The following is a 25,450-nucleotide window of genomic DNA, read 5'->3' as shown; positions in this document are numbered from 1 at the left end:
ATGAGCCAGTTTCACAGCCTGACCATCAAGCAAGTGCGCAACGAGACCCGCGATGCGGTGTCGATTGCCTTCGACGTGCCCGAGCACCTGCAGGCGCAGTTCCGTTTCACCCAGGGCCAGTACCTGGTCATGCGTACCCAGCTGGACAACGAAGAAGTCCGCCGTTCCTACTCCATCTGCAGTGCCGTGCAGGACGGCGAACTGCGTGTGGCGGTAAAGCGCGTGCCTGGCGGGCGCTTCTCGGCATTTGCCAATGACGTGCTCAAGGCCGGCCAGCAACTGGAAGTGATGCCGCCGTCGGGCAGCTTCTTCGTACCACTGGAACCGGCCCGCCAGGGCAACTACCTGGGCGTGGCTGCCGGCAGCGGCATCACCCCGATCCTGTCGATCATCGCCACTACCCTGGCCAGCGAGCCACACAGCCGCTTCACCCTGCTGTACGGCAACCGCTCCAGCTCTGGCGCGCTGTTCCGCGACAAGCTGGAAGACCTGAAGAACCGTTACCTCGACCGCCTGAACCTGATTTTCGTGTTCAGCCGCGAGCAGCAGGATGTCGACCTGTACAACGGCCGCATCGATGCCGACAAGTGCGGCCAGCTGTTCTCGCGCTGGATGGACGTTGCCAGCCTGGATGCCGCATTCATCTGCGGCCCGCAGGCGATGACCGAGACGGTGCGCGACAGCCTGCGGGCCAATGGCCTGGCCAAGGAACGCATCCATTTCGAGCTGTTCGCCGCCGCCGGCAGCGAAGCCCGTCGTGAAGCCCGCGAGGCGGCGCGCCAGGTGGACTCGGCGCTCAGCCACATCACCGTGATCAGCGACGGCCGCGCCCTCACCTTCGACCTGCCACGCAACACCCAGAACGTGCTGGACGCCGGCAACGCCATCGGCGCCGAACTGCCGTACTCGTGCAAGGCCGGCGTGTGCTCGACCTGCAAGTGCCGGGTAATCGAGGGCGAAGTGGAGATGGACAGCAACCATGCCCTGGAGGACTACGAAGTGGCGGCCGGGTACGTGCTGTCATGCCAGACCTACCCGGTGAGCGACAAGGTAGTGCTCGATTTCGACCAGCTGTAGGCCCAAGCCCCTCTCGGGCTGCTGACGCGGTCTCTGTAGGAGCGGCCTTGTGTCGCGAAAGGGCCGCAACGCGGCCCCAGGATCCTGGCCCTGATCATGGATTGCCGGGGCTGCTGCGCAGCCCTTTCGCGACACAAGGCCGCTCCTACAAAGGCCGCACCAACAGCATTGCAATGCAACACCCGCGTGACCTCAACAAAACAATTACAACACCCAGAGATCGCAACCCATGACACCCGAACGCATCGAAAGCATCGCCAACCACCCCGACTTCCAGCACCTGGTGCAGCGCAAACGCCGCCTCAACGGCAGCCTGACCCTGGCCATGCTGGTGATCTACTACGGCTTCGTCCTGCTGGTGGCGTTCTCCCCCAGCACCCTCGGCCAGTCCCTCAGTGGTGGCGTCACCACCGTCGGCATGCTGGTGGGCGTGCTGATGGTGCTGCTGTCCTTCGCCCTGACCGGTATCTACGTGCACCGCGCCAACAACGTGCTCGACCCGCTCAACGACAAGGTCAAGCAGGAGTGCGCACAATGAACTGGACCGCCATCTCGATGTTCATGGTGTTCGTCTGCTTCACCCTGCTGGTCACCCGCTGGGCTGCCATGCGCACCCGCTCGGCCAGCGACTTCTACACCGCCGGCGGGGGCCTGACCGGCATGCAGAACGGCCTGGCGATCGCCGGCGACATGATCAGCGCCGCGTCGTTCCTGGGCATTTCGGCAATGATGTTCATGAACGGCTACGACGGCCTGCTGTATGCCCTGGGCGTACTGGCCGGCTGGCCGATCATCCTGTTCCTGATCGCCGAACGCCTGCGCAACCTGGGCAAGTACACCTTCGCCGACGTGGTCAGCTACCGCCTGGCACAAACCCCGGTGCGCCTGACCTCGGCCTTCGGCACCCTGGTGGTGGCGCTGATGTACCTGGTGGCGCAGATGGTCGGTGCCGGCAAGCTGATCGAACTGCTGTTCGGCATCAGCTACCTGTACGCGGTGATGCTGGTCGGCGTGCTGATGGTCGCCTACGTCACCTTCGGCGGCATGCTCGCCACCACCTGGGTGCAGATCATCAAGGCGGTGATGCTGCTGTCGGGCACCAGCTTCATGGCCTTCATGGTGCTCAAGCATTTCGGCTTCAGCACCGAGGCGATGTTTGCCAGCGCCGTGGCCGTGCATGCCAAGGGCCAGGCGATCATGGCCCCGGGCGGCTTGCTGTCCAACCCGGTGGACGCCATTTCCCTGGGCCTGGGCATGATGTTCGGTACCGCCGGCCTGCCGCATATCCTGATGCGCTTCTTCACCGTCAGCGATGCCAAGGAAGCGCGCAAGAGCGTGTTCTATGCCACCGGGTTCATCGGCTACTTCTACCTGCTGCTGATCGTCATCGGCTTTGGTGCCATCGTCATGGTCGGCACCGAGCCGTCCTACCGTGACGCCACCGGCGCGATCATCGGCGGCGGCAACATGGTCGCCGTGCACCTGGCCCAGGCCGTGGGTGGCAACCTGTTCCTCGGTTTCATCTCCGCCGTGGCCTTCGCCACCATCCTGGCGGTGGTCGCCGGCCTGGCGCTGTCCGGTGCATCGGCCGTTTCCCACGACCTGTATGCCTGCGTGGTGCGCCAGGGCAAGGCCAGCGAGCAGGAGGAAATGCGCGTGTCGCGTATCGCCACCCTGCTGATCGGCTTGCTGGCGGTCATCCTCGGCCTGATGTTCGAGTCGCAGAACATCGCCTTCCTCTCCGGCCTGGTGCTGGCGGTGGCCGCCTCGGTCAACTTCCCAGTGCTGCTGCTTTCGATGTTCTGGAAAGGCCTGACCACCCGCGGCGCGGTGTGCGGCAGCATGGCCGGCCTGGTTTCGGCGGTGCTGCTGGTGGTGCTGGGCCCGGCGGTGTGGGTCAACGTACTGCATCACGAAAAGGCGCTGTTCCCCTACAGCAACCCGGCGCTGTTCTCCATGAGCCTGGCCTTCCTCGGCGCCTGGGTGTTCTCGGTCACTGACAGTTCCGAACGCGCCAGCCAGGAACGTGGCCGCTACCTGGCGCAGTTCATCCGTTCCATGACCGGAATCGGCGCTGCCGGCGCCAGCAAGCACTGACTCTCAGGGAAGAACAACCATGTCGGGTAAAACAACAACAATGAACCGTACGCACTTCATTTCGGCCGCCTGGCTGGCGACCCTCGCCCTGCCGATGCCGGCGATGGCAGACTTCATCGGCGACAGCCACGCCCGGCTGGAGCTGCGCAACCACTACCTCAACCGCGACTTCCGCCAGAGCAACGCACCGCAGGCCAAGGCCGAGGAATGGGGCCAGGGCTTTACCGCCAAGCTGGAGTCGGGCTTCACCGAAGGCCCGGTCGGCTTTGGTGTCGACGCCATGGGCCAACTGGGCATCAAGCTCGACTCCAGCCGCGACCGCCGCAATACCGGCCTGCTGCCTTTCGGCCCGAACAGCCATGAACCGGTCGATGACTACAGCGAACTGGGCCTGACCGGCAAGGTGCGGGTGGCCAAGAGCACCCTGCGCCTGGGGACCTTGCAACCGATCCTGCCGGTGGTGGTGTACAACGATACCCGCCTGCTGGCCTCCACCTTCCAGGGTGGCCTGCTCACCAGCCAGGACCTGGCCGGCCTGACCTTCAACGCCGGCCGCCTGACCAAGGCCAACCTGCGTGATTCCTCGGGCCGCGACGACATCGGCTACGGCGTCGCCAGCAGCGACCACCTGGACTTCGGCGGCGGTAGCTACGCCATCACCCCGCAAACCAGCGTCAGCTACTACTACGCCAAGCTCGAGGACATCTACCGCCAGCAGTTCGTCGGCCTGATCGATACCCGCCCACTGGGCGAAGGCCTGAGCCTGCGCACCGACCTGCGCTACTTCGACAGCCGCAACGACGGCGCCGAGCGTGCCGGCAACATCGACAACCGCAACTTCAACGCCATGGTCACCCTCGGCGTACGGGCCCACAAGTTCACCGCCGCCTGGCAGCAGATGTCCGGCGACAGTGCCTTCCCGTTCGTGAACGGCGGCGACCCGTTCACCGTCAACCTGGTCACCTACAACACCTTCACCCGCGCCGGGCTGGACTCGTGGCAGGTGCGCTACGACTACGACTTCGTCGCCATGGGTATCCCCGGCCTGAGCTTCATGACCCGCTACACCGATGGCCGCCACGCCGAAACCGCCACCGTCAGCAATGGCCGTGAGCGTGAGCGCGACACCGACATCACCTATGTCATCCAGAGCGGCCCGTTCAAGGACGTCAGCCTGCGCTGGCGCAACGTCACCTTCCGTTCCGGCAATGGCCTGACCAACGCCGTGGACGAAAACCGCCTGATCATCGGCTACACCGTGGCGCTGTGGTAACAGCGCCACCCTCTACATTGGAGAACAGCATGTCTGCCGCCCCTACCTTGCAAAGCTTCATCGCCGGCCGCTGGCTTGGCCAGCACGGCGCCCAGGCCCTGCGTAGCGCCCTGGACGGCCACGTCTTGGCCTACAGCCACGAAGAGCGTCCGGACTTCGCCGAAGCCGTGGACTTTGCCCGCGCCCGTGGCCTGGCCGCGCTGATGGCCATGGACTTCCAGCAACGCGCTGCCCGCCTGAAGGCACTGGCCCTGTACCTGGCCGAACGCAAGGAGCAGCTCTACGCCCTGTCCCACCACAGCGGCGCCACCCGTGCCGACAGCTGGATCGACATCGAAGGCGGCAACGCCACGCTGTTCTCCTATGCGGGTATCGGCAGCCGTGAGCTGCCGTCGGGCAACCTGGTGCACGAAGGCCCGGCCATCCCGCTGGGCAAGCAAGGCCATTTCGCCGGCAGCCACATCCTGGTGCCGCGCGCCGGCGTGGCGGTGCACATCAACGCCTTCAACTTCCCCATCTGGGGCATGCTGGAGAAGTTCGCCCCGACCTTCCTGGCCGGCATGCCATGCATCGTCAAGCCGGCGACCTCGACCAGCTACCTGACCGAGGCCGTGGTGCGCCTGATGAATGCATCCGGCCTGTTGCCCGAAGGCAGCCTGCAACTGGTGATCGGCAGCACCGGCGACCTGCTCGACCGCCTGCAAGGCCAGGACGTGGTGACCTTCACAGGTTCCGCCGACACCGCCGCCAAGTTGCGCGTCACGCCGAACCTGGTACGCAACTCGGTGCCGTTCACCGCCGAAGCCGATTCGCTGAACTGCGCCATCCTCGGCCCGGACGTGACCCCGGACAGCGAAGAGTTCGACCTGTACATCAAGGAGGTGGCCCGCGAAATGACCACCAAGGCCGGGCAGAAATGCACCGCCATCCGCCGCGCCATCGTACCGGCCAGGCACATCGACGCCGTTGCCACGCGCCTGCGCGAGCGGCTGGCCAAGGTGGTGGTCGGTGACCCGTCGGTGGAGGGTGTGCGCATGGGCGCCCTGGCCTCCCACGACCAGCAGCACGATGTGGCCGAGCGGGTGCGCAGCCTGCTGCAGAGCTGCGACCAGCTGTTCGGCGCCAGCGATGGCTTTGCGCCGCGTGGCGAGGGCGTGGCCGAGGGCGCGTTCTTTGCCCCGACCCTGCTGCAGGCCCGTGACCCGCATGCCGAAGGCGGTGCCCACGATATCGAAGCGTTCGGCCCGGTCAGCACGCTGATGGCCTATGACGACCTCGATGAAGCCCTGGCGCTGGCCGCTCGGGGCAAAGGCAGCCTGGTGGCGACCTTGGTCACCGCCGACCGCAGCGTGGCAGCCAAGGCCATCCCGGTGGCTGCCGCCTGGCATGGCCGCCTGCTGGTACTCGACAGCGAGGCAGCCAAGGAATCCACGGGCCATGGCTCGCCATTGCCGCAGCTCAAGCATGGCGGCCCGGGCCGCGCTGGTGGTGGTGAAGAGCTGGGTGGCCTGCGTGCCGTCAAGCACTACCTGCAACGTGCCGCTGTACAGGGTTCGCCGAGCATGCTCACGGCGGTAACCGGCGAATACGTGCGCGGTGGCGAAGTGATCGAAACCGAAGTGCACCCGTTCCGCCGCTATTTCGAGCAGTTGCGCATCGGCGAGTCGCTGCTCACCCACCGGCGCACCGTGACCGAAGCCGACCTGGTCAACTTCGGCTGCCTGTCGGGTGACCATTTCTACATGCACTTCGACGAGATCGCCGCCAAGCAATCGCAGTTCGGCAAGCGCATCGCCCACGGCTATTTCGTGTTGTCGGCAGCGGCCGGGCTGTTCGTCTCCCCGGGTGCAGGCCCGGTACTGGCCAACTACGGCCTGGATACCCTGCGCTTCATCAACCCGGTGGGCATCGGCGACACCATCCAGGCGCGCCTGACCTGCAAGCGCAAGATCGACCAGGGCAAGACCAGCCCGCTGGGCCAGCCCCAGGGCGTGGTGGCGTGGGATGTGGAGGTGACCAACCAGCTGGGCGAGCTGGTCGCCAGCTACGACATTCTCACCCTGGTGCTGAAACAGCCCTGACAGTGCCGTTGGTCAGGGGCGGTGGATATCCAACCGACCTCCCCTGGCTGTTACCGCTCTCATTCAATGAGGGGTGGTCAATGGCTTCGCCTCTCACTCCTGTATTGGGCCCGCCTGATCGCGGGCCCTTTTTTCATCGAGAGCGAGGGTTGCGAGATGAAAGACTTTACTGCGATGGGTGGCGGTAGCGCACAGGATGACTGGCCAGAGCTCGAGCCGGACCGGCGCAATGACCGGGCAGATGACCCGGATGCCGACCCCAATGTGACAGATGACGAAGAGAACCGCCCGGGCGTACCGGCCAGCGACCCCGAGTCCGGTGCCTGACCGTCATGCAGACGGTCTGCGCGATCCCGTGTGGGAGATTGGCCAACCCCTTGGGCCGCGCTGTCGCACAGATAACGGAATTCGCAAGCGATCCTCGTACCCTGTGGGAGCGGCTTTAGCCGCGAAGAATCCAACGCGGTGCATGGCACCGGCTGCGCCGGTGTTCGCGGCTAAAGCCGCTCCCACAGAGGATCGTGCCAACTTTTAGAATTTGAGCAGGACATCTGTTCCCGCACGGATTGTGCAGTCGGGGGTATCACATTGTCGCCGCAGACTGGTTCGGCTTGCCGCCGGATACCCGCCAGCTCACCGCGGTAATCCCATAGCGCTCGGCCATCGGCCTGCTGACTTTCCTGATCTTCTCCCGGCCGAACTTGGGAATGATGCCGATGCCCGCATCGCAACTTGCCCAATGCCAGGCCTCGGCATTGTCCAGCGTCTCCAGACGGATGATGAAACTGCGCGGCTGGCCATGCAGTTGGTAATCGATGATGTACAGCTGTGGGCTAGGCATCGCAGGGGCCTCCTCTTCTCCATGGATGACACCTGATTGATCGGGGCACGGCCGGAAGATTCAAAAAATTGTCGAACAAGAAGTATCAACGGCTATTGATGCCTCGGTACGCAAGGTCTGGCCACCACCCGGCACCTGAGGTACCGGGTGTCCAGCAACCCCTTCAACTTACTGCTGGCGGCCCCCGCCGTGGCTGTTCTGGCCGCCCTTGCGACCGGCCTCCGATGCCCGTTGGCGGTCATTGGCGAAGTTGCCGCCAGAAGCCTGCCCGCCTTTGTGCCCCGCACGGGAGGCCCGTTCCCGGTCGTTGGCGAAATTGCCTGGGTTGGTTTCCTTGGTGCCGCCGCGCTGGCTGGTGCGCTCTTGATCCTGCGCCATGTGGTTTCTCCTTGCGATGGATGGGTCGCATGGATGTTTGCCATGCCTTGGTTCCGAACCGCCGATCACACAGTCTGCTCAATGGTTTTGCCGGCAACTGACCAGTGGCACCAAACATGGGTCGGCAAAAGGTTTGCGTGACGGAAGCAAGCGGGTCGCACTTTCCTGTGCCTGCGGAGGTCTCAACAACATGGCGACGGCCTATAATCCCGCCACACACACGCCCGATGATGCTGCTGCGGGCGGAACGTTCCGGTCTGCACAAGGCTCCGTCCATGAAGTCGTCCCCCAAGCAACCTGCCTCGCCCCAGAACCCGGCGCTCAGCCCCAGCCACCTGGATTTCCCGGTGGTGGGCATCGGTGCATCGGCAGGCGGCCTGGAAGCGATCTGTACGCTGTTCCGGCAAATGCCCAGCGACTGCGGCATGGCCTTCGTCGTGGTCCTGCACCTGTCCCCCGACCACCAGAGCGTCGCCGACCGCATCATCCAGGAGACCACGCAAATGCCGGTGCGCCAGGTGACCGAGCCGGTGCCCATCGAGCGCAACCACATCTACGTAATTTCACCGGCCAATCGCCTGTCCACCAACGATGGCTACCTGCGCGTGACCCCGGCCAACCGGCGCCGTGGCGACCACGTGGCCATCGACCTGTTCTTCCGTGACCTGGCTGACGTGCACAAGGACCACGCCTTCTGCGTGGTGTTGTCCGGTACCGGTGCCGACGGCGCCGTGGGCCTTTCGCGGATCAAGGAGCAAGGCGGCGTGACCTTGGCGCAAAACCCGGACGACGCCCAGTACGACAGCATGCCCCGCGCCGCCATCGAGACCGGCATGGTCGACCTGGTGCTGCCGGCGGCAGAAATGCCGCAGAAGCTGCTGGAGCTATGGCGCAATGCCCGCCAGGTCCGGCTCCCGGAAATCGAGGACGACACCCTGCCACCGGCCTTGGGCACCCGTGCCGGCGATGCCCAGGCCAGCGAGCCGATGCTCGAAGAGATCCTGTTGCAATTGCGCAGCAATACCGGCCACGACTTCCAGCACTACAAGCGCGCCACGGTGCTGCGGCGCATCGAGCGCCGCCTGCATGTGACCGGCCAGGCAGACCTGGCGGCCTACCTGCATTACCTGGAACAGCACCCCGCGGAATCCCGGGCGTTGCTGGCCGACATGCTGATTGGCGTGACCAATTTCTTCCGCGACCGCGAAGCCTTCGAAGCCCTGGAGCGCCATGTGCTGCCGCAACTGGCCTGCGAACGCGACCCGGCCGAGGGCGCGGACGAGATACGCGTGTGGTCGGCCGGCTGCTCCACCGGCGAAGAGGCGTACAGCCTGGCCATGCTGGTTTGCGAGCAGCTGGCACTGGAGCAGCGCTCGCACAAGGTACAGGTGTTCGCCACCGACCTGGACGAACGCGCCATCGGCATCGCCCGCAGTGGCTCCTACCCCGAAGCGATCGTCACCGACGTGCCGCCCAGCCGGCTGCGCCAGTTCTTTCTCAAGGAAGACCAGCATTACCGGGTGCGCAAAGAGGTTCGCGAGAAGGTGCTGTTCGCCCGGCATAACCTGCTGTCGGACCCACCGTTCTCGCAGATCGACCTGATTGTCTGCCGCAACCTGCTGATCTACCTGGACCGCGAGGTGCAGCGTGACATCCTGCAGATGTTCCACTTCGCCCTGCGCCCGGGTGGCTACCTGTTCCTCGGGTCGTCCGAGTCGGCCGACATGGCCAGTGAACTGTTCGCCCCGGTGGACAAGCGCAACCGCATTTTCCGCGCACTCGATGCCAGCAATACCGGCCGCCGTTCCGGCCGTCAGCTGGCCGGCACATCTGCCACCAGCATGCCCCTGGAGACGCTGGCCAAGGCCAAGCCGGGGCGCAAGCCATCGTTCGCCGACCTGCACTACCGCGCCCTGGCGCGCCGCATGCCGCCCAGCCTGATCGTCGATATCGACGGCAATATCCTGCACATGAGCGAAGGCGTGGGGCGTTTCCTGCAAGTGGCCGGTGGCGAACCGAGCCGCAGCCTGCTCAACCTGGTGCTACCGCCCCTGCGCCTGGCCCTGCGCAGCACCTTGTTCCAGGCGCGTCAGGGGACCGAGGCGGTGACCTCGCGCCCTGTCGACCTGGCGGAAACCATGGGCAAACTGCAGGTGGAGATCACCGTGCAGCCGTACAAGGACGACCTCAGCGCCAGCGATTGCCTGCTGGTGGTATTCGAGGAGCGCGCGCCTGATCCGTCCCTGCCGATGCCTGGTGTCATCCGCCAGACCGACAGTATGGTCTTGCACAACCTCGAGCGCGAACTGCAGCGTACCCGCCTGCAACTGCAGGAAACCATCGAGCAGTCAGAGGTCTCCAGCGAGGAGCTGACGGCCTCCAACGAAGAGATGCAGGCCATCAACGAGGAGTTGCGTTCGGCCAGCGAAGAACTGGAAACCAGCAAGGAAGAGCTGCAGTCGATCAACGAGGAACTGCTCACGGTCAACTACGAGCTGAAGAACAAGGTCGAGGAAACCGACAAGGTCAACGACTACCTCAGCAACCTGATCGCCTGCACCGAGATCGCCACGGTGTTCGTCGACCGCAACCTGCATATCCGCTGGTTCACCCCGCGCGCCACCGACCTGTTCAATATGCTGCCGGTCGATACCGGCCGTTCCCTGCTCGACATCACCCACCGCCTGGATTACCCGGCGCTGGCCGACGATGCCCGCGCCGTGGCCCAGGGCGAGGCCATCATCGAGCGTGAAATCGGCGGCCAGGGCGATCACTGGTACCTGGCGCGCCTGCTGCCCTACCGCTCCAGCGAGCAGAAAATCGACGGCACGGTGCTGACCTTCATCGACATCAGCAGCAGCCATGCCGCCGAGGAGCGCGTGCGCCTGGGCGAAGAGCGCCTGAGCAAGCAGCTGGCCGAAACGCAGAGCACCAGCCACATGAAGGACGAGTTCTTCGCCGTCATGTCTCATGAACTCAAACACCCACTCAACCTGATCCAGCTCAATGCCGAAATCCTGCGCCGCCTGCCGTCGCTACGGAACATCAGTGCAGCGAGCAAGGCCGTCGGTACTATCTGCGATGCGGTAACCAGCCAGGCGCGGATCATCGACGACCTGCTGGATGTGGCGCGCATTCGCACCGGCAAGCTCAAACTCAAGACCGAGCCTGTGGACCTGCTTGCCGTCCTGCAGGGCATCCATGGCGTGGTAGTCAGCGAGCAACACCCCTGCACAGTTCGCCTGGAGCTGCCCGCCGACAACCTGCCGGTGATGATCGAGGGTGACGTTACCCGCCTGGAGCAGATCATCTGGAACCTGCTCAACAACGCGCTGAAGTTCAGCCCGGCGGGCAATGACATACGCCTGGTGCTGAGCCACGACGAGGACCACGCCCGCCTGCAGGTGATCGACCATGGAGTGGGCCTGAGCCACGACAGCCTCGAGCATATCTTCGACCTGTTCAGCCAGGCTGCGCCGCAACATGCCAGCCACAGCCGCGAAGGCCTGGGCATCGGCCTGTCGCTGGTACGGCAACTGGTCGAGGCCCATGGCGGTACCGTCCGCGCCACATCAGCGGGGCTTGGCCTGGGCTGCACCTTCACGGTCACCCTGCCCCTTTGCGAAACGCAGCCCCAGCAGCATACGCAGGGCTCGGAGCCGCCGAGCGAGGGCCGCCTGAACGGAATTCGCGTGTTGCTGGTGGATGACTCCGTAGAGGTGCTGGCGGTGATGCAGGAGCTGCTGGAAATGGAGAGCGCCACTGTCAATGCCTTCAGCAAGCCACGTGAGGCCCTGGACGCCGCTGCGGGTGAGGAATACGACATCATCCTGTCCGATATCGGCATGCCGATTATGGACGGCCATGCGTTGATCAAGGCCCTGCGTGGCTACGTGCACCTGCGCCATACCCCGGCCATCGCCCTGACCGGTTATGGCGCCAGCGCCGACCAGTACAAGTCGCGCCAGTCGGGCTTCGACCGGCACCTGAGCAAGCCGGTGGGCTATGACGAGCTGGTGGAGGCCATCGAGGCGCTGAGCGGCTCGGTGCCTTACTGACCGTTGGTCGCTTCAGACGCAACGTTCATTGCTGCCGGGGGCCGAATCTACATGGAATTAGGGATTCGCCCAGGAGCCTGAATGAAGCCAGTCAAGCATCGCGCCACCATCATCTGCCGGCATGGCAAACAAACCCATAAATGGTTGTGGGTGAGAAAGCCCAACGCCGCCTGGACCCTGCCCGGCGGCAAGATAGAGCCCGGCGAGACGCCGGTACAGGCAGCGGAGCGTGAATTGCTTGAGGAAACCGGGTTGCAGGCAGAATCGCTGACCCTGTTGATGCGTCATGAAGCGGCAGAGCGCATGCATTATGTGTTCGAGGCGGAGTTCGTCGATGCCCCGCATCCCAAGGCGCAGCATGAAATTGTCGATTGCCGGTTCGCCCACCCGGACCAGGTGCCCATGCTCAAGGACGAGATCAAGCTGCTGATCCGCTCGTTGCTGGCCTGTGACCGGGCTACGGCGGCGTCAGTGAGGTAGACCTTCTTCACCTGTGCCGGCCCTTTCGCGGGTGAACCCGCTCCCACAGGCATTCCACCGAACCTGTGGGAGCGGGTTCACCCGCGAAGAGGCCGGCACAGGAATCCGCTAGGCATGCACACTCCACTGACACGCCTCTGCCTCGATCGGCATTTCGTCAATGGCATGGATCATCCCGTTCGCCAATGCCTCCCGGGGCCCGAGTATCCGCGGGTAGGCCATCAGATACCGCGGTACATCCAGCACCTCGTCCGCCCCTTCAGTCCGCTCGGCGACGATCTGTGCATACAGCCGCAGGTCATAGTCCAGGCTCATCGCATACTCGGCCATGCGGGAGTGGTCGACCGAGCCATGCAAGGTCCAGTGGAACGGATGAAACAGGAACTTGCTGTAACTGCATGCCGTGCGCCGATCCCCGGCCAGGAACAGGATGTTGCCCATGGATTCCACCGTGCCGAGGTTGTGGGTATGCACCTCGACCGGTAACGCCCGCAGGAAGTTGTACAAGGTAAACCCGTAGCTGCACTCGCCGCCCATGGTGGCGATGTTCAGTTGCAGGACTTCGGCCCCCTGCTGCAACGCCCGCGAACAGGTGTTGATCAGGTTGCCGCAGGTGGATGAATTGATAGGCCCGGTGAAGTGGACGATATGTCTGGCCATGCTTGCCTCCAGGGTTGGCAGGTCATTCCTTGGGTTTCTGCGCATCGTCACCCTGCCCGGCCATCTGCCGGTACTGCTTGCGCAGGGCATGCAGCTCGGCCGGGTCCATGTCTTCAAGGTCCAGCAGCGCCTTGTGCGCCTGTTGGGTGGTGCGCAACAGCTCATCGATCTTGATGTGCAGTTCGTCGTTGTCGCGGTTCTGGGTGTTCTGGATCAGGAACACCATGAGGAAGGTGATGATGGTGGTCGAGGTGTTGATCACCAGTTGCCAGGTGTCGTTGAAGCCGAACAGCGGCCCGGTCACTGCCCAGATCAGGATAAGCAGGCAGGCGATGCCAAAAGTCAGCGGGCGGCCGGCCCAATTGGCCAGCCATTGGGCGAAACGGTCGAATTTCATCCTGGCGCCCTTCCTCATAGCAGGTATGCGGTGGAAACGCCGCGGGCCGCAAAGTTCCACGCGGCATCAGCCTTTTCCGTTGGTCAACCGTGCTGAACCCTGGCCGCTGTTGACCGGTCGCACTTTCAGAGTGACCGAACAAGGACCCGGCAATGAGGAAGGCAGCGTGAGCGATATCCGCATCGGCATCTCCGGTTGGCGCTACGGCCCGTGGCGCAAGGATTTCTACCCGAAGGGCCTGCCCCAGGACAACGAACTGGCGTTCGCTTCGCGAGCGGTCAACAGCATTGAAATCAACGGCTCGTTCTACAGCCTGCAAACACCCGAACGCTACCAGGGCTGGCATGACGAAACGCCGCCTGGGTTCGTGTTCGCGGTGAAAGCCCCGCGCTACATCACCCATGTACGGCGGCTCGAGGACATCGAAGAGGCCGTGGCCAATTTCTTCGCCTCCGGGCCGCTGCTGCTCGGCAAGAAGCTGGGCCCGTTCCTGTGGCAGTTTCCGCCGAACATGAAGTTCGACGAGGCCCGCTTCGCCCGCTTTCTCGAACTGCTGCCGCACAGCCGCAAGGATGCCCGCGAATGCGCACAGGGGTGTGCACCACGCCTGAAGGACAACGGCAGCACCGATATCAAGGGCAACGCACGGCTGCGTCACGCGGTGGAAATCCGCAACGAAAGCTTTTTGTGCGAAGCCTTCATCAAGCTGCTGCGCAAGCACCGGGTAGCGCTGGTAGTGGCCGACAGTGCCGGTAAATGGCCCTATGTCGAGGACCTTACCGCCGACTTCGTGTACATGCGCCTGCATGGCGATGTCGAGCTGTACAGCAGTGGCTATACCGCCCAGGCGCTGCGGCGCTGGAAGCAGCGCATCCAGCACTGGAGCCAGGGCCGCCAGGCCGACGATGCCCAGCTGGTGGTGCCAGGGCCGCCACCGCGGCGCGCCGCCCGTGACGTCTACTGCTATTTCGACAACGACCAGAAAGTCCATGCGCCTTATGACGCCCGGCGCCTGTTGCAGAAGCTGTCGCTGGACCATGAGCTGATGACCGAGCCTGGCGTGGTGCCGGAGGTGACCCTGTGAACAGGACCCTGCCTGCCCCGCACTGCATCATCGACAAGATCACCGCCGTACGTAGTCTGAATGTACTGACGTTGAACGTGCACAAGGGCTTCACCTTCTTCAACCGGCGCTTCATCCTGCCCGAGTTGCGCGAAGCCGTGCGCGCCACCGGCGCCGACCTGGTGTTCCTGCAGGAAGTGCACGGCAGCCACCAGCAGCATGCCCTGCGCCACCCGGCCTGGCCGGATACGCCACAGTACGAGTTCCTGGCCGACAGCATGTGGCCGCAGTTCGCCTACGGCCGCAATGCCGTATACCCCCATGGCGACCACGGCAACGCGCTGCTGTCGAAATTCCCCATCAGCCGCTTCGACAACCTGGACGTCTCGGTGCAGGGCAACGAGCAGCGCGGCCTGTTGCATTGCCAGCTGGAAGTGCCTGGCCATGACCAGGTGCATGCGGTGTGCGTGCACCTGGGCTTGCGCGAGGCCCACCGGCAACGCCAGGTGAAGCTGCTGCTGGACCTGCTAGGCAGCCTGCCGCCCAAGGCCCCGGTGATCGTTGCCGGCGATTTCAACGATTGGCGGCTGAAGGCCGATGCGGTGCTGTGCGAACACCTGGTGGAAGCGTTCGGCGAGCATTTCGGCACCCCGGCACGCAGTTTCCCGGCGCGCCTGCCGTTGTTGCGCCTGGACCGCATCTACCTGCGCAACGCCATGCCCGGCACGGCCCAGGTGCTGTCGAAGTACCCGTGGTCGCACCTTTCCGACCACGCCCCTCTGGCTTCGGAGATCAAACTGTGAACCGACCCTGGGTAGACGGCAACTGCGTGCAGTTGCTGATCAATGGCGAGCAATACTACCCCCGCGTGTTCGAGGCCATGAGCCAGGCACGGGAGGAAATCCTGCTGGAGACCTTCATCATCTTCGATGACAAGGTTGGCCAGCAATTGCAGCAGGTGCTGATAGATGCCGCCCGCCGCGGCGTGCGTGTCGAAGTGGCCGTGGATGGGTACGGCACGGCCGACCTGCCCGACTCTTTCATTGCGGCCATGACCGATGCCGGAGTCAGTTTCCACGCCTTCGACCCGCAGCCGCGGCTGGTGGGCATGCGCACCAACCTGTTCCGGCGCCTGCACCGCAAGATCGTGGTGGTCGATGGCGAGCGGGCCTTCATTGGCGGCATCAACTACAGCGCCGACCATTTGGGCGACTTTGGTCCCATGGCCAAGCAGGACTATGCCGTGGAGGTCGTCGGCCCGGTGGTGGCACAGGTTCATGCCGCCAGCAAGCGCCTGATGTCACCGGTGCTGCAGCCGCCCAGCGCGGTAAGGCCATTGACCGAGCCTGCCGGTACCTGCACCGCCGTGCTGGTCGAGCGCGACAACAAGGTGCGCAGCACCGATATCGAGGCCCACTACCTGCAGGCGTTTCGCAGTGCCCGGCGGCGCATCGTGGTGGCCAATGCGTATTTCTTCCCGGGCTACCGGCTGATGCGTGAATTGCGCAATGCGTCCCGGCGCGGCGTGGAGGTCCGGCTGATCCTGCAGGGCCAGCCAGACATGCGCTGGGTACGGGCGCTGTCGCGACTGCTGTACAACTACCTGCTGCGCGACGGTGTGGCCATTCACGAGTATTGCCAACGGCCGCTGCACGGCAAGGTGGCGCTGGTGGATGATGAGTGGGCCACGGTCGGCTCCAGCAACCTGGACCCGCTCAGCCTGTCCTTCAACCTTGAAGCCAACCTGTTCATCCGTGACCGCGCCTTCAACCAGCAGCTCAACCAGCACCTGCAGGCGCTGGCCCGCGAACAATGCAAGCCGGTCACCCTGGAACGCATGGTTCGCGGCTACTGGTGGCGGGCACCGCTGATATTCGTGTGTTTCCACGTGATCCGCCATTTCCCGCGGATTGCCGGTTGGTTCCCGGCGCACCGTCAGCACCTGCGCTCGGTGCAGCCGGAGGCCGAGGCACAGGTTGACTATCACGAGGGCAAGACCTGATGGCGCGAAAACACTGGCAAATCTGGGGCAAGCGGCTGTTCACCCTGGCATTCCTGATCCTGATCCCTGCGCTGTTGTACCTGCTGGCGCGCAACCTGGACTGGAACGAAGTGCGCCAGTCGTTGCTGGCCTACAAGCCTGGCACCCTGGCCATCGGCCTGGTGCTGGCCGGGTGCAGCTACCTGACGTTCGCCAGCTACGACCTGCTGGCCCGGGCCTACACCGGCCACCACCTGCCGGCCCGCCAAGTGTTGCCGGTTGCCTTCGTGTGCTATGCCTTCAACCTCAATTTCACAACCTGGGTGGGTGGCGTTGCCTTGCGCTACCGGCTCTACAGCCGCCTGGGCCTGGACACGGCAACCATCACGCGCATCCTCACCCTGGGCCTGCTGACCAACTGGATGGGCTACATGCTGCTGGCAGGCACGGTGTTCGCCTTGCGCCTGGTCGAGCTGCCCGCCAACTGGGCGGTCGGCGCCAGCGGCCTGCAACTGATCGGCCTGGTATTGCTGGCGATTGCCGCAGGCTACCTGCTGGCCTGTGGTTTCGCCAAAAAACGCACCTGGCGCTGGCGCGACCATGAGGTAACGCTGCCGTCGCTGCGCCTGGCGCTGTGCCAGGTGGTACTGGGTGCCAGCAACTGGGCGCTGATGGCACTGCTGATCTTCTGGTTGCTGCCTGGCGACGCCTTCTACCCGTCGATACTTGGCATCCTGCTGATCAGTTGCGTGGCTGGTGTGGTCGCGCATATCCCGGCCGGGCTGGGTGTGCTGGAAACGGTGTTCCTGGCCCTGCTGCATGGGCAGCTTGCCCAAGGCACACTGGTGGCGGCCCTGCTGGGTTACCGCACGCTGTACTACCTGGTGCCGCTGTTGCTGGCGGTGCTGACCTACCTGATCCTGGAGAAACGCGCCAAGGCCATGCGCCGGCGCGACAAGCCTGCCTAGACCTATCGAGGGCCAGTGGCCCGGGAGGTGGCAAATGCGTGGCGCTGTCTTGAAGCCGATGTTGATACTGATGGTGGCGAGCCTGGCCAGCGGCCAAGTCCTGGCCGAAGCCTGCAATGTGCTCACCCGCTCCTCCAGCGAGGCGGTAACGCCGGTGGAGCGGCACAGCTGCTACAGCTACAGCAACCTGCCCGCCGAAGCGATCAACTGGTCATGCAGCAACGAGAGCAAGGACATGCTCAACAGCGAAAAGCACAAGGTCGCGCGTTGTGCGGATGGCAGCGTCGGCAGTTGCATCGCGCCGTTGACCCAGGAGGCATTGGCCAACCCCAAGGCAGCTGGCGGTGACAAGCCGGCGTTGCCCAAGGATGCACGGGTGATCACCTACTACTACGACACCCCCAGCCTGGGCCAGGCCCGCACCGATTGCGAGCGTAGCAACGGCATCTGGCAGACTCACTGATTCTGCGGGCCTGCGCGCTGCTTTGTGTAGGAGCGGCCTTGTGTCGCGAAAGGGCCGCAGCGCGGCCCCAAGATTTCAGCTTCGCACGGAAATTTGCCGGGGCCGCTTTGCGGCCCTTTCGCGACGCAAGGCCGCTCCTACAGGATCATCACAGCCCCATAGACCTATGCAGAACCTATGAGACGGCGATGTTTCAGGGTGAAATCGGGTCACTCGCCGGAAAAGTTTCGTCCAGCGCATTGTCCACCGCGCTTTCCCCGGTCTTTTCACCACAGTGGCAATCAGGCATCCGGCACCGCTCGCCATTGTGATGCCCGCTGGCACAGGCCTCGCAGCAATACACCTTGCCTTCGAGCTGCAAGGCATTGGCATCCACGGTGCAGGAACAATGCGCACAGGCACAACGTACCTCGTTCATGGCTTGCTCTCCTCGTCATCGATCACATCATCGGCCCAGGGCTCTCCATCCAGCGGCGCGGAGCGGGCCAGTTCGGCTTCGTCCAGGCCTATGCCGCCGCCAATCTCGTTGGCCTCTACCCGCCTCAGGGTCTTGTCTGCAGGGCCGCCGCTGCCGCCCGGTTCATGCGGGTCGCGGGCACCGGTTTCATCCAGCAAGGTGTCCGGGCTCAGGTCGTCGTAAGTGACGTTGTCCTCGTGCAGGCTGTCGCTCAACGCCTCGCCGCCGGTCATGCCGCTTTCGGCCACGCGCCGCGGTGGGAACTCGCGGGCCACGTCCGCGGCCGGTCGCTCGTCACCCACACGCCCCTCGCGTTCATCCAGGCGCTCGTCGAAGTCCAGTTCATGCACGCTGCCCATGCGGTCTTCGGTGTCGTCGATTTCAGTGGGGGTATACGGCTTCGGTTCATCTGCTCGGGCCATGTGCGTTCTCCGTCAGGTGGCTTCATTCGGTCGACTGCACCAGCTGCTGGAAGATTCAGAGTTTTTTTGAACTCCCGCCCGGGCCGCTGCCTCCCAGATTAGAGACTGCGAACCGCCCGGAGCCCGCCATGGCCAAGCCCCTGCAGGAATATGCGCGCAAGCGCGACTTCAATGCCACGCCCGAGCCCAGCGGCAAGCGCAGCCGTGGCAAGCGGGCCCACGCGCTGCAGTTCTGCATCCAGAAGCACGATGCCAGCCACCTGCACTACGACTTCCGCCTGGAGCTCGATGGCACGCTGAAAAGCTGGGCCATCCCCAAAGGGCCGTCGCTGGACCCCAAGGTGCGCCGCCTGGCCGTGCACGTGGAGGACCACCCGCTGGACTACGCCGACTTCGAAGGCCATATCCCCGAAGGCCATTACGGCGCGGGCGACGTGATCGTGTGGGACCGGGGCATCTGGGAGCCCGAAGGCGATGCGCGTGAGGCCTATGCCAAGGGCAAGCTGCGTTTTCGCCTGCAAGGCGAAAAGCTCGGCGGTGTATGGAACCTGTTCCGCACCCACCTGGCCGGCAAGAAGGAGCAGTGGATGCTGGTCAAGTCGCACGACAGCCAGGCGCGCAGCGAAGCCGACTACAGCATCGTCGACGCCCAGCCCGACAGCGTGCTCAGCGACCGCACGCTGGTGCCGCGCAAGCCGGCAGCAAAAAAGGCCGCCGCGCCACGTCGCAAAACCGCCAGCAAAGGCCGGAAGGTGCCGTTGCCGGCACAGCTGCAGCCACAACTGGCGACCTTGGTCGACTCCCCGCCCAGTGGCGACTGGCGCTACGAGGTCAAGTTCGACGGTTACCGCATCCTTGCCCGCATCGACGGTGATGACGTGCGCCTGTTCACCCGCAATGGCCATGACTGGAGCGGCAAGATGCCCAGGCAGGTTGCCGCCTTGCGTGCGCTGGGCCTCGATTCGGCCTGGTTCGATGGCGAGGTGGTGGTGGCCGGCGAAGACGGCGCGGCGGACTTCCAGGCGCTGCAGAACGCTTTCGACACCGAGCATGACGAGCACATCACCTATTACCTGTTCGACCTGCCCTTCCTGGGCGGCCAGGACCTGCGTCAGTTACCGCTGCAGGACCGGCGCAACACTTTGCAGCAGTTGCTGGAACACAACGAATCGGACGTACTCAAGTACTCCGCCGACTTTGACCAGCCCGTCGAATCCCTGCTCGACAGCGCCTGCCGGCTGCAACTCGAAGGCCTGATCGGCAAGCGCGTCGACAGCCCCTACAGCGGCCGCCGCAGCCCCGACTGGATCAAGCTCAAGTGCAAGCAGCGCCAGGAGTTCGTGATCGTCGGCTACACCGACCCCAAAGGCAGCCGCAGCGGTTTCGGCGCCCTGCTGCTGGCCTTGCACGACAACGACAGCGGCGAGTTGCGCTATGCCGGCAAGGTTGGCACCGGCTTCAGTGCAACCACGCTGGCCAGCATTCATGCCCGGCTGAAACCGTTGGAAACCGCCAGGCCGGCCCTGCCCAACCCGCCCACCGGGGCCGAAGCCCGGGGCGTGCACTGGCTGAAACCGCAACTGCTGGCCGAAGTCGCCTACGCCCAGATGACCCGTGACGGCATCGTGCGCCACTCGGTGTTTCACGGCCTGCGTGATGACAAACCGGCTACCGCCATCGACCTGGAGCGCAGCATGCCCGCCAAGACCCTGCCCAAGCGCAAGCAGGCCAAGGCCCCCGAGGCCTTGGGCGAGCTGCGCCTGACCCACCCCGAGCGGGTTGTCGACGCCACCAGCGGCGTTACCAAGCGTGAGGTCGCCGAGTACTACGCCGCTGTCAGCCAATGGATACTGCCCCAGCTCGAGCACCGCCCGGTGGCGCTGGTGCGCGCGCCGGATGGCCTGGCCGGGGAGCTGTTCTTCCAGAAGAACGCCGGCCAACTGCATCTGCCCAACGTGCTCAGCTACGACAAGGCCGAGGCCGGCCAGGCGGCGATGGTCGTCAACCGCGCCGACACCTTGCTGGGTGCCGTGCAGATGAACATGATCGAGCTGCACACCTGGAACGCCACCGACAAGGACTTCGACAAGCCCGACCGCTTCGTCCTCGACCTCGACCCGGACCCGGCGCTGCCCTGGAAGGCCATGCTCGAAGCGACCCAGCTGGCCCTGACGCTGCTGGATGAACTGGGCTTGAAGGTGTTTCTCAAGACCAGTGGCGGCAAAGGCATGCACCTGGTCGTACCCCTGACCCGGCGGGCCAGCTGGGATGAAGTCAAGGCGTTCAGCCACGGCATCGTCGATTACCTGGCCAGGCTGTTCCCCGACAGGCTCAGTGCCGTATCCGGGCCCAAGAATCGCATCGGGCGCATCTTCATCGACTACCTGCGCAACGGCAAGGGCGCGACCACCGCCTGCGCCTATACCCTGCGCGCCCGCGAAGGCCTGCCGGTATCCGTGCCGATCTGGCGCGAGGAACTGCCGCAACTCAAGGGCGCCAACCAGTGGAACATCGGCAACGTGCTTGAACGCCTGGGCGAGGTGGACGACCCCTGGGCGGAGTATGGCAAGACAAGGCAATCGATCACCGTGGGCATGCGCAAGCAGCTGGGGCTGGCCTGATGGCGGCTTGCCTCCAGCGCTACGCCTACGCCCGCAGTGCCTCACCAAGGAGCCAAGCCCATGAGCATCGTCCAGGATTTTGACCTGACCAACCTCGATCGCCTGCTGCGAGCCTTCAGCGAGCGGCAGCAACCGCTCAATCTGGATACCCAGTTGCCGCAGCTGATCCAGGCACTGCAAGCCGACCACCTCGACCTGCTGCCCCTGCCCGGCCAGGGCAATACGCTACGGCGCTGGCAAACCCTGGCTCGGGTGGCAGGCTGTGACCTGGCCTTGGCCAAGCTGTACGAGGGCCACACCGACGCGTTGGCGATCCTTGCCGAATGCGCTGCGGCACACCACGCTGCCGAGGGTATATGGGGCGTGTGGGCCGCCGAACCGCCGGATGCCCGCGCCTGCATCGTGGCCCGTGATGGCGACCAGGTCCGCCTGGAGGGTCGCAAGGCCTGGTGTTCGGGCGCACTGCAGATCGACCGGGCGCTGGTCACGGCCTGGGACCAGCACGACCAGCCCCAGCTGGTGGCCATCGAACTGTCCCATCCCAGCCAGGGCCTTGCCATAGACCGCTGGCAGGCCATCGGCATGGCCACCACCGCCAGTGTCGAAGTCGAATTCAACCATACCCCCGGCATCGCCATCGGCCGCCCTGGGCAATACCTGTCACGCCCCGGGTTCTGGCACGGCGGCGCTGGCATTGCGGCCTGCTGGTACGGCGCCGCCGAAGCCCTGGCAGACTACCTGCGCGAACACTGCCGCAACCCCCGCCCCGACCCACATGCCGATGCTCACCTGGGCGCGGTCGATGCAGCCTTGTACGGCGCCAGGGCGGCACTGCGCGAATGCGCGGCGTGGATCGACCGCCAGCCAGGCGCGGACGCCAGCTTCGAAGTGCGCCGCACCCGCGCCCAGGTGGAACAGGCCGTGGAGCAGGTGATCCACCACGTTGGCCGGGCGCTGGGCGCCACGCCTTTCTGCCGCGACAACCACTTTGCCCGGCTGAGCGCCGACTTGCCGGTGTTCCTGCGCCAGAGCCATGCCGAGCGCGACCTGGCGGCGCTCGGCGAGCAGTTGGCACAACGGCCGGCGGGAGTCTGGCAGCTATGAGGCAGAACCTGATCCAGGCGAACAGCGGTACGCCGTGGGCGGCCTGGCAGCAGGCCGCGCACCTGGCCAGGGCCACCTGGATCACCCCGCAGCAGCTGTGCCCGCCAGGCCGCCGCCTGGTACTGCTGGCTCCGCACCCCGATGATGAAATTCTCATGGCCGGCGGGCTGCTGGCGGGCTTTCATGGCCGGGAAGACGACCTGGTGCTGATCTCCGCCACCGATGGTGAAGCCAGCCACCCCGGTTCTACCCACTGGAGCGAACACCGCCTGCGCCGGCAAAGGCCGCTGGAAAGCCGCCATGCGCTGCAACAGCTTGACCTCGACCTCGGCCGCATGGACTGGCGGCGGCTCCACCTCAAGGACGGCGCGTTGCCACGTGACGAGGCATTTCTGCTCAACCACCTGAGCCAGTTGCTCAGGCCTGACGACCTGCTGATGGCCACCTGGAGCGGCGATGGTCACTGTGACCACGAGGCAGTGGGCCGGGCTGCGGCGCAGGCGGCCCGGATGCGCAAGGTGCAATGCCTGGAGGTACCCGTGTGGGCCTGGCACTGGGCGCAACCGGACGACCCGCGCCTGCCTTGGCCGCGGGCCCACCGCATCCAGCTGGACGAGGCCAGCCTGGCCCGCAAGCGCAAGGCCCTGGCCGCCCATGTCAGCCAGCTGGAGCCGGATGGCCAGCGCCCGCCCGTACTGCCGCCGAACTTGCTGGATTGCCTGCTGCAACCTTTCGAACTGGTGTTCCTGTAAATGGAGTTGTCATGAGCCTCGACCCACAGTATTTCGCCGACCTGTACGCCACCAGTGAAGACCCTTGGGCCTTTCGCACCCGCTGGTACGAAAAGCGCAAGCGCGAGCTGGTCATGGCCAGCCTGCCGCGCCAGTGCTACCAGCGCGTGTTCGAGCCGGCTTGTGCCAATGGAGAGCTGAGCGCGTTGCTGGCCGAGCGTTGTGCCAACCTGTTGTGCCAGGACCTGGACCCTACTGCGGTAGCGCTGGCCGGTGAACGCTTGGCTGGACTGAGCAATGTCTCGGTGGAACTGGCGCGGCTGCCCTCGGACTGGCCGCATGGGCATTTCGACCTGATCGTGCTGAGCGAGGTGGGTTACTACCTCGACCCGACCGACTGGTTGCAGGTGATCGAACAGTCGGTGGCCAGCCTGACCTACGACGGTGGGCTGCTGGCCTGCCACTGGAAGCATCCCATCGCCGGCTGCCCGCAGGACGGGCGTGAAGTGCACCGCATGCTGGCCCGGCACCTGCCGCTGTATCTGCAGTTCCAGCATGACGAGGCGGACTTCGTGCTGGAGTACTGGGCCTCTCAGCCCAGCGTGGTCGACCTCGACGAGACCTGCCCATGATTGCCGTGGTGATCCCGGCCCACAACGAGGCCCGGCGCCTTGGGCGCTGCCTGCGGGCAGTACTGGCTGCCGCCCTGCAGGCGCAGCAGGCGGGGCACCAGGTGGAGGTGCTGGTGGTGCTGGACCGCTGCAGCGATGGCAGCGCCGCCGTGGCAAGGCGTTTCGGTGTACAGGTGCTGACGGTGGATGCCGGCAACGTCGGTATGGCCCGCCGGGTGGGCGCGGCATACATGGTCGAGCGCGGCGCGCAGTGGCTGGCCTGCACCGATGCCGACAGCCGGGTGCCAGAGCACTGGCTGCTGTCGCAACTGGCCTGCAGGGCCGAGGTGGTGTGCGGCACGGTGCATGTCGAGTACTGGCAACCCTGGCAGACAGCGGCCTTGCGCAAGCTGTACCACAGCCGTTACCAGGCACGTGAGGGGCATCGGCATGTGCATGGGGCCAATCTGGGTGTGTGTGCCGACGCCTATGATCGGGTGGGCGGCTTCCAGCCCCTGGCGGCACATGAGGATGTGCGACTGGTCAACGACCTGCAGGCCAGTGGGGCGCAGATCGTATGGACCGCCAGGCATAGCGTGGCCACCAGCAGCCGGCGCGACAGCCGCGCGCGCGAAGGGTTTGGTGATTATCTGGCGGGGTTGCAGACACAGGTCTGATCCTGGTTCCCAAGCGGCGCGATCCCTGTGGGAGCGGCTTTAGCCGCGAAGAATTCAACGCGGTGCATGGCACCGGCTGCGCCGGTGTTCGCGGCTAAAGCCGCTCCCACAGGGGGCCGCGTTATGTTCAGTTCCATGCGAGCTGGCTTGCGGTGACGATTCCTTTCACGACGCCTTGCGTGTCTTCTTCGCCGGCTTCTTGCCACCGAGGCTGCGCTTGAGCAGTTCGGTGAGGTCGAGGATGTCCGCGCTTTTCCCCGCTTCCGTCGCCTCGCCCTTCTCCACAGTCTCGATCTTGCCCTTGCTGGCCTTCTCTTCCACCAGGTCCATGATGGTCTGGCGGAAGGCATCGTGGTAATCCGCGGGCTTCCAGGGCCCGCTCATGTCTTCCACCAACCGCTTGGCCATGTCCAGTTCGCGCTTGTCCACCTTGGCCTCGGTGACGCTGCTGTCCAGTTCCAGCGTTTCCAGCCCGCGCACTTCTTCGGGCCAGCGCAGGGTGATCATCACCAGCGCATCATCCAGCGGGCGCAACAGCGCCAGGTGCTGTCGGGTGTGCAGCACCACCGTGGCCAGCGCCACCTTGCCGGTTTTTGCCAGGGTTTCGCGCAGCAAGGCGTACACCTTGCCGCCACGGCGGTCGGGGGTAAGGTAGTACGGCGTGTCGAAGTGCTGCAGCGGGATCTCGCCAGCCTCCACGAAGGAAAAGATATCGATCGTCTGGGTCGCCTCGGGCCGGGCCTTGCGGATTTCCTCCTCGCTGATCACCACGTAGCGGCCCTTCTCGAACTCGACGCCCTTGACGATGTTGTCCTTGTCGATTTCCTTGCCGGTGACCTTGTTCACCCGCTTGTAGCCGACCGGTTCCATGCTGCGCTTGTCGAGCCAGTCGAAATCGACCCGCTCGGTGCGCACCGCGGTGTTGAGGGCCACGGGGATGTGCACGAGGCCGAAACTGATGGCGCCTTTCCAGATTGCCCTAGCCATTGAGGTGCTCCCAGGTTGCCTGC

General features: G+C 64.9%; 24 protein-coding genes and 1 pseudogene. 18 read left to right on the top strand and 7 right to left on the bottom strand.

The window, feature by feature from the left end:
• The 6 genes and pseudogenes from paaE (at position 1) to CAG00_RS28840 (ending at position 6,855) form a co-directional block, all read left to right on the top strand.
• Entirely contained in the window at positions 1 to 1,077 is a 1,077-nt protein-coding gene (paaE, locus tag CAG00_RS16890; RefSeq protein ID WP_085664846.1) for a 1,2-phenylacetyl-CoA epoxidase subunit PaaE, read from the top strand.
• Between the two features lie 229 nt (positions 1,078 to 1,306).
• The gene (locus CAG00_RS16885; RefSeq protein ID WP_004376242.1) at positions 1,307 to 1,615 is read left to right on the top strand and encodes a DUF485 domain-containing protein; all 309 of its coding nucleotides are present in this window, start codon (positions 1,307 to 1,309) and stop codon (positions 1,613 to 1,615) included.
• A pseudogene (locus tag CAG00_RS16880) lies at positions 1,606 to 3,174 on the top strand (cation acetate symporter); the annotation flags it as partial. The gene CAG00_RS16885 and the pseudogene CAG00_RS16880, both read left to right, overlap by 10 nt.
• A 40-nt stretch (positions 3,175 to 3,214) precedes the next feature.
• On the top strand, positions 3,215 to 4,447 hold the full coding sequence (locus CAG00_RS16875; protein ID WP_085664845.1) for an OprD family porin: 1,233 nt from the start codon (positions 3,215 to 3,217) through the stop codon (positions 4,445 to 4,447).
• 29 nt (positions 4,448 to 4,476) lie between these two features.
• Positions 4,477 to 6,528 (top strand): phenylacetic acid degradation bifunctional protein PaaZ, encoded by a 2,052-nt coding sequence (gene paaZ, locus CAG00_RS16870; protein WP_085664844.1) that lies wholly within the window; start codon positions 4,477 to 4,479, stop codon positions 6,526 to 6,528.
• Between the two features lie 156 nt (positions 6,529 to 6,684).
• Positions 6,685 to 6,855 carry a hypothetical protein gene (locus tag CAG00_RS28840; RefSeq protein WP_158090796.1) on the top strand — a complete coding sequence of 57 codons (171 nt, stop codon included), beginning with the start codon at positions 6,685 to 6,687 and terminating at the stop codon, positions 6,853 to 6,855.
• Between the two features lie 256 nt (positions 6,856 to 7,111).
• Here CAG00_RS28840 and CAG00_RS16860 read toward each other — a convergent pair whose 3' ends face one another.
• Together CAG00_RS16860 and CAG00_RS16855 are read right to left on the bottom strand one after the other, a co-directional pair.
• Positions 7,112 to 7,369 (bottom strand): DUF6555 family protein, encoded by a 258-nt coding sequence (locus tag CAG00_RS16860; protein ID WP_025339101.1) that lies wholly within the window; start codon positions 7,367 to 7,369, stop codon positions 7,112 to 7,114.
• A gap of 168 nt (positions 7,370 to 7,537) precedes the next feature.
• The gene (locus tag CAG00_RS16855; RefSeq protein ID WP_003259459.1) at positions 7,538 to 7,747 is read right to left on the bottom strand and encodes a general stress protein; all 210 of its coding nucleotides are present in this window, start codon (positions 7,745 to 7,747) and stop codon (positions 7,538 to 7,540) included.
• Between the two features lie 275 nt (positions 7,748 to 8,022).
• Here CAG00_RS16855 and CAG00_RS16850 point away from each other — a divergent pair, with 275 nt between their 5' ends.
• Together CAG00_RS16850 and CAG00_RS16845 are read left to right on the top strand one after the other, a co-directional pair.
• The gene (locus tag CAG00_RS16850; RefSeq protein ID WP_085664889.1) at positions 8,023 to 11,805 is read left to right on the top strand and encodes a CheR family methyltransferase; all 3,783 of its coding nucleotides are present in this window, start codon (positions 8,023 to 8,025) and stop codon (positions 11,803 to 11,805) included.
• A gap of 81 nt (positions 11,806 to 11,886) precedes the next feature.
• Positions 11,887 to 12,285, top strand: coding sequence for an NUDIX hydrolase (locus CAG00_RS16845; RefSeq protein WP_085664842.1), 399 nt, complete (start codon positions 11,887 to 11,889; stop codon positions 12,283 to 12,285).
• 108 nt (positions 12,286 to 12,393) lie between these two features.
• Here CAG00_RS16845 and CAG00_RS16840 read toward each other — a convergent pair whose 3' ends face one another.
• Together CAG00_RS16840 and CAG00_RS16835 are read right to left on the bottom strand one after the other, a co-directional pair.
• Entirely contained in the window at positions 12,394 to 12,945 is a 552-nt protein-coding gene (locus tag CAG00_RS16840) for an ATP-dependent Clp protease proteolytic subunit (RefSeq protein WP_025339098.1), read from the bottom strand.
• Positions 12,946 to 12,967: 22 nt separating this feature from the next.
• On the bottom strand, positions 12,968 to 13,342 hold the full coding sequence (locus tag CAG00_RS16835) for a low affinity iron permease family protein (RefSeq protein WP_025339097.1): 375 nt from the start codon (positions 13,340 to 13,342) through the stop codon (positions 12,968 to 12,970).
• 166 nt (positions 13,343 to 13,508) lie between these two features.
• On the opposite strand from CAG00_RS16835, the gene CAG00_RS16830 reads away from it, so the two are divergent.
• From CAG00_RS16830 to CAG00_RS16810, 5 genes are read left to right on the top strand one after another with little or no spacing between them, the layout of a single operon-like run.
• Positions 13,509 to 14,426 (top strand): DUF72 domain-containing protein, encoded by a 918-nt coding sequence (locus CAG00_RS16830; protein WP_085664841.1) that lies wholly within the window; start codon positions 13,509 to 13,511, stop codon positions 14,424 to 14,426.
• Positions 14,423 to 15,208: an endonuclease/exonuclease/phosphatase family protein gene (locus tag CAG00_RS16825; protein WP_085615733.1), complete on the top strand. Its 786-nt coding sequence runs from the start codon at positions 14,423 to 14,425 to the stop codon at positions 15,206 to 15,208. Before CAG00_RS16830 ends, CAG00_RS16825 begins: the two co-directional genes overlap by 4 nt.
• Complete coding sequence (gene clsB, locus CAG00_RS16820) at positions 15,205 to 16,407, top strand: cardiolipin synthase ClsB (RefSeq protein WP_085664840.1); 1,203 nt, start codon at positions 15,205 to 15,207, stop codon at positions 16,405 to 16,407. The genes CAG00_RS16825 and clsB overlap by 4 nt, the downstream gene beginning before the upstream one ends.
• Positions 16,407 to 17,354 carry a lysylphosphatidylglycerol synthase domain-containing protein gene (locus CAG00_RS16815; RefSeq protein ID WP_085664839.1) on the top strand — a complete coding sequence of 316 codons (948 nt, stop codon included), beginning with the start codon at positions 16,407 to 16,409 and terminating at the stop codon, positions 17,352 to 17,354. The genes clsB and CAG00_RS16815 overlap by 1 nt, the downstream gene beginning before the upstream one ends.
• Before the next feature lie 34 nt (positions 17,355 to 17,388).
• The gene (locus CAG00_RS16810) at positions 17,389 to 17,817 is read left to right on the top strand and encodes a hypothetical protein (RefSeq protein ID WP_085664838.1); all 429 of its coding nucleotides are present in this window, start codon (positions 17,389 to 17,391) and stop codon (positions 17,815 to 17,817) included.
• Between the two features lie 193 nt (positions 17,818 to 18,010).
• On the opposite strand, the gene CAG00_RS16805 is transcribed toward CAG00_RS16810, so the two are convergent.
• Together CAG00_RS16805 and CAG00_RS16800 are read right to left on the bottom strand one after the other, a co-directional pair.
• Positions 18,011 to 18,235 carry a metallothionein gene (locus CAG00_RS16805; RefSeq protein WP_085664837.1) on the bottom strand — a complete coding sequence of 75 codons (225 nt, stop codon included), beginning with the start codon at positions 18,233 to 18,235 and terminating at the stop codon, positions 18,011 to 18,013.
• Positions 18,232 to 18,696: a phosphotransferase system, HPr-related protein gene (locus tag CAG00_RS16800; RefSeq protein ID WP_085589667.1), complete on the bottom strand. Its 465-nt coding sequence runs from the start codon at positions 18,694 to 18,696 to the stop codon at positions 18,232 to 18,234. The genes CAG00_RS16805 and CAG00_RS16800 overlap by 4 nt, the downstream gene beginning before the upstream one ends.
• A 128-nt stretch (positions 18,697 to 18,824) precedes the next feature.
• Between CAG00_RS16800 and ligD the strand changes: the two genes are divergently transcribed.
• Genes ligD through CAG00_RS16775 form a run of 5 tightly spaced genes read left to right on the top strand, consistent with a single transcriptional unit; the run spans position 18,825 to position 24,440 of the window.
• Positions 18,825 to 21,317, top strand: a complete 2,493-nt coding sequence (ligD, locus tag CAG00_RS16795) for a DNA ligase D (RefSeq protein ID WP_085664836.1) — start codon at positions 18,825 to 18,827, stop codon at positions 21,315 to 21,317.
• Between the two features lie 60 nt (positions 21,318 to 21,377).
• A complete protein-coding gene (locus CAG00_RS16790; protein ID WP_085664835.1) occupies positions 21,378 to 22,421 on the top strand; it encodes an acyl-CoA dehydrogenase family protein in 1,044 nt (347 codons plus the stop codon).
• Positions 22,418 to 23,173: a PIG-L deacetylase family protein gene (locus CAG00_RS16785; RefSeq protein ID WP_085664834.1), complete on the top strand. Its 756-nt coding sequence runs from the start codon at positions 22,418 to 22,420 to the stop codon at positions 23,171 to 23,173. Before CAG00_RS16790 ends, CAG00_RS16785 begins: the two co-directional genes overlap by 4 nt.
• Positions 23,174 to 23,184: 11 nt before the next feature.
• On the top strand, positions 23,185 to 23,784 hold the full coding sequence (locus tag CAG00_RS16780; RefSeq protein ID WP_025339086.1) for a bifunctional 2-polyprenyl-6-hydroxyphenol methylase/3-demethylubiquinol 3-O-methyltransferase UbiG: 600 nt from the start codon (positions 23,185 to 23,187) through the stop codon (positions 23,782 to 23,784).
• Positions 23,781 to 24,440, top strand: coding sequence for a glycosyltransferase family 2 protein (locus CAG00_RS16775; protein WP_085664833.1), 660 nt, complete (start codon positions 23,781 to 23,783; stop codon positions 24,438 to 24,440). The genes CAG00_RS16780 and CAG00_RS16775 overlap by 4 nt, the downstream gene beginning before the upstream one ends.
• A 165-nt stretch (positions 24,441 to 24,605) precedes the next feature.
• On the opposite strand, the gene CAG00_RS16770 is transcribed toward CAG00_RS16775, so the two are convergent.
• Complete coding sequence (locus CAG00_RS16770; RefSeq protein WP_046614175.1) at positions 24,606 to 25,427, bottom strand: Ku protein; 822 nt, start codon at positions 25,425 to 25,427, stop codon at positions 24,606 to 24,608.
• Positions 25,428 to 25,450: the final 23 nt, after the last annotated feature.

This window comes from Pseudomonas sp. B5(2017) (assembly GCF_002112825.1).
In the GTDB taxonomy this organism is placed as follows: domain Bacteria; phylum Pseudomonadota; class Gammaproteobacteria; order Pseudomonadales; family Pseudomonadaceae; genus Aquipseudomonas; species Aquipseudomonas putida_Z.
Note: the sequence above shows the minus strand (reverse complement) of the source record. Positions and strands in the feature narration are given on the sequence as shown.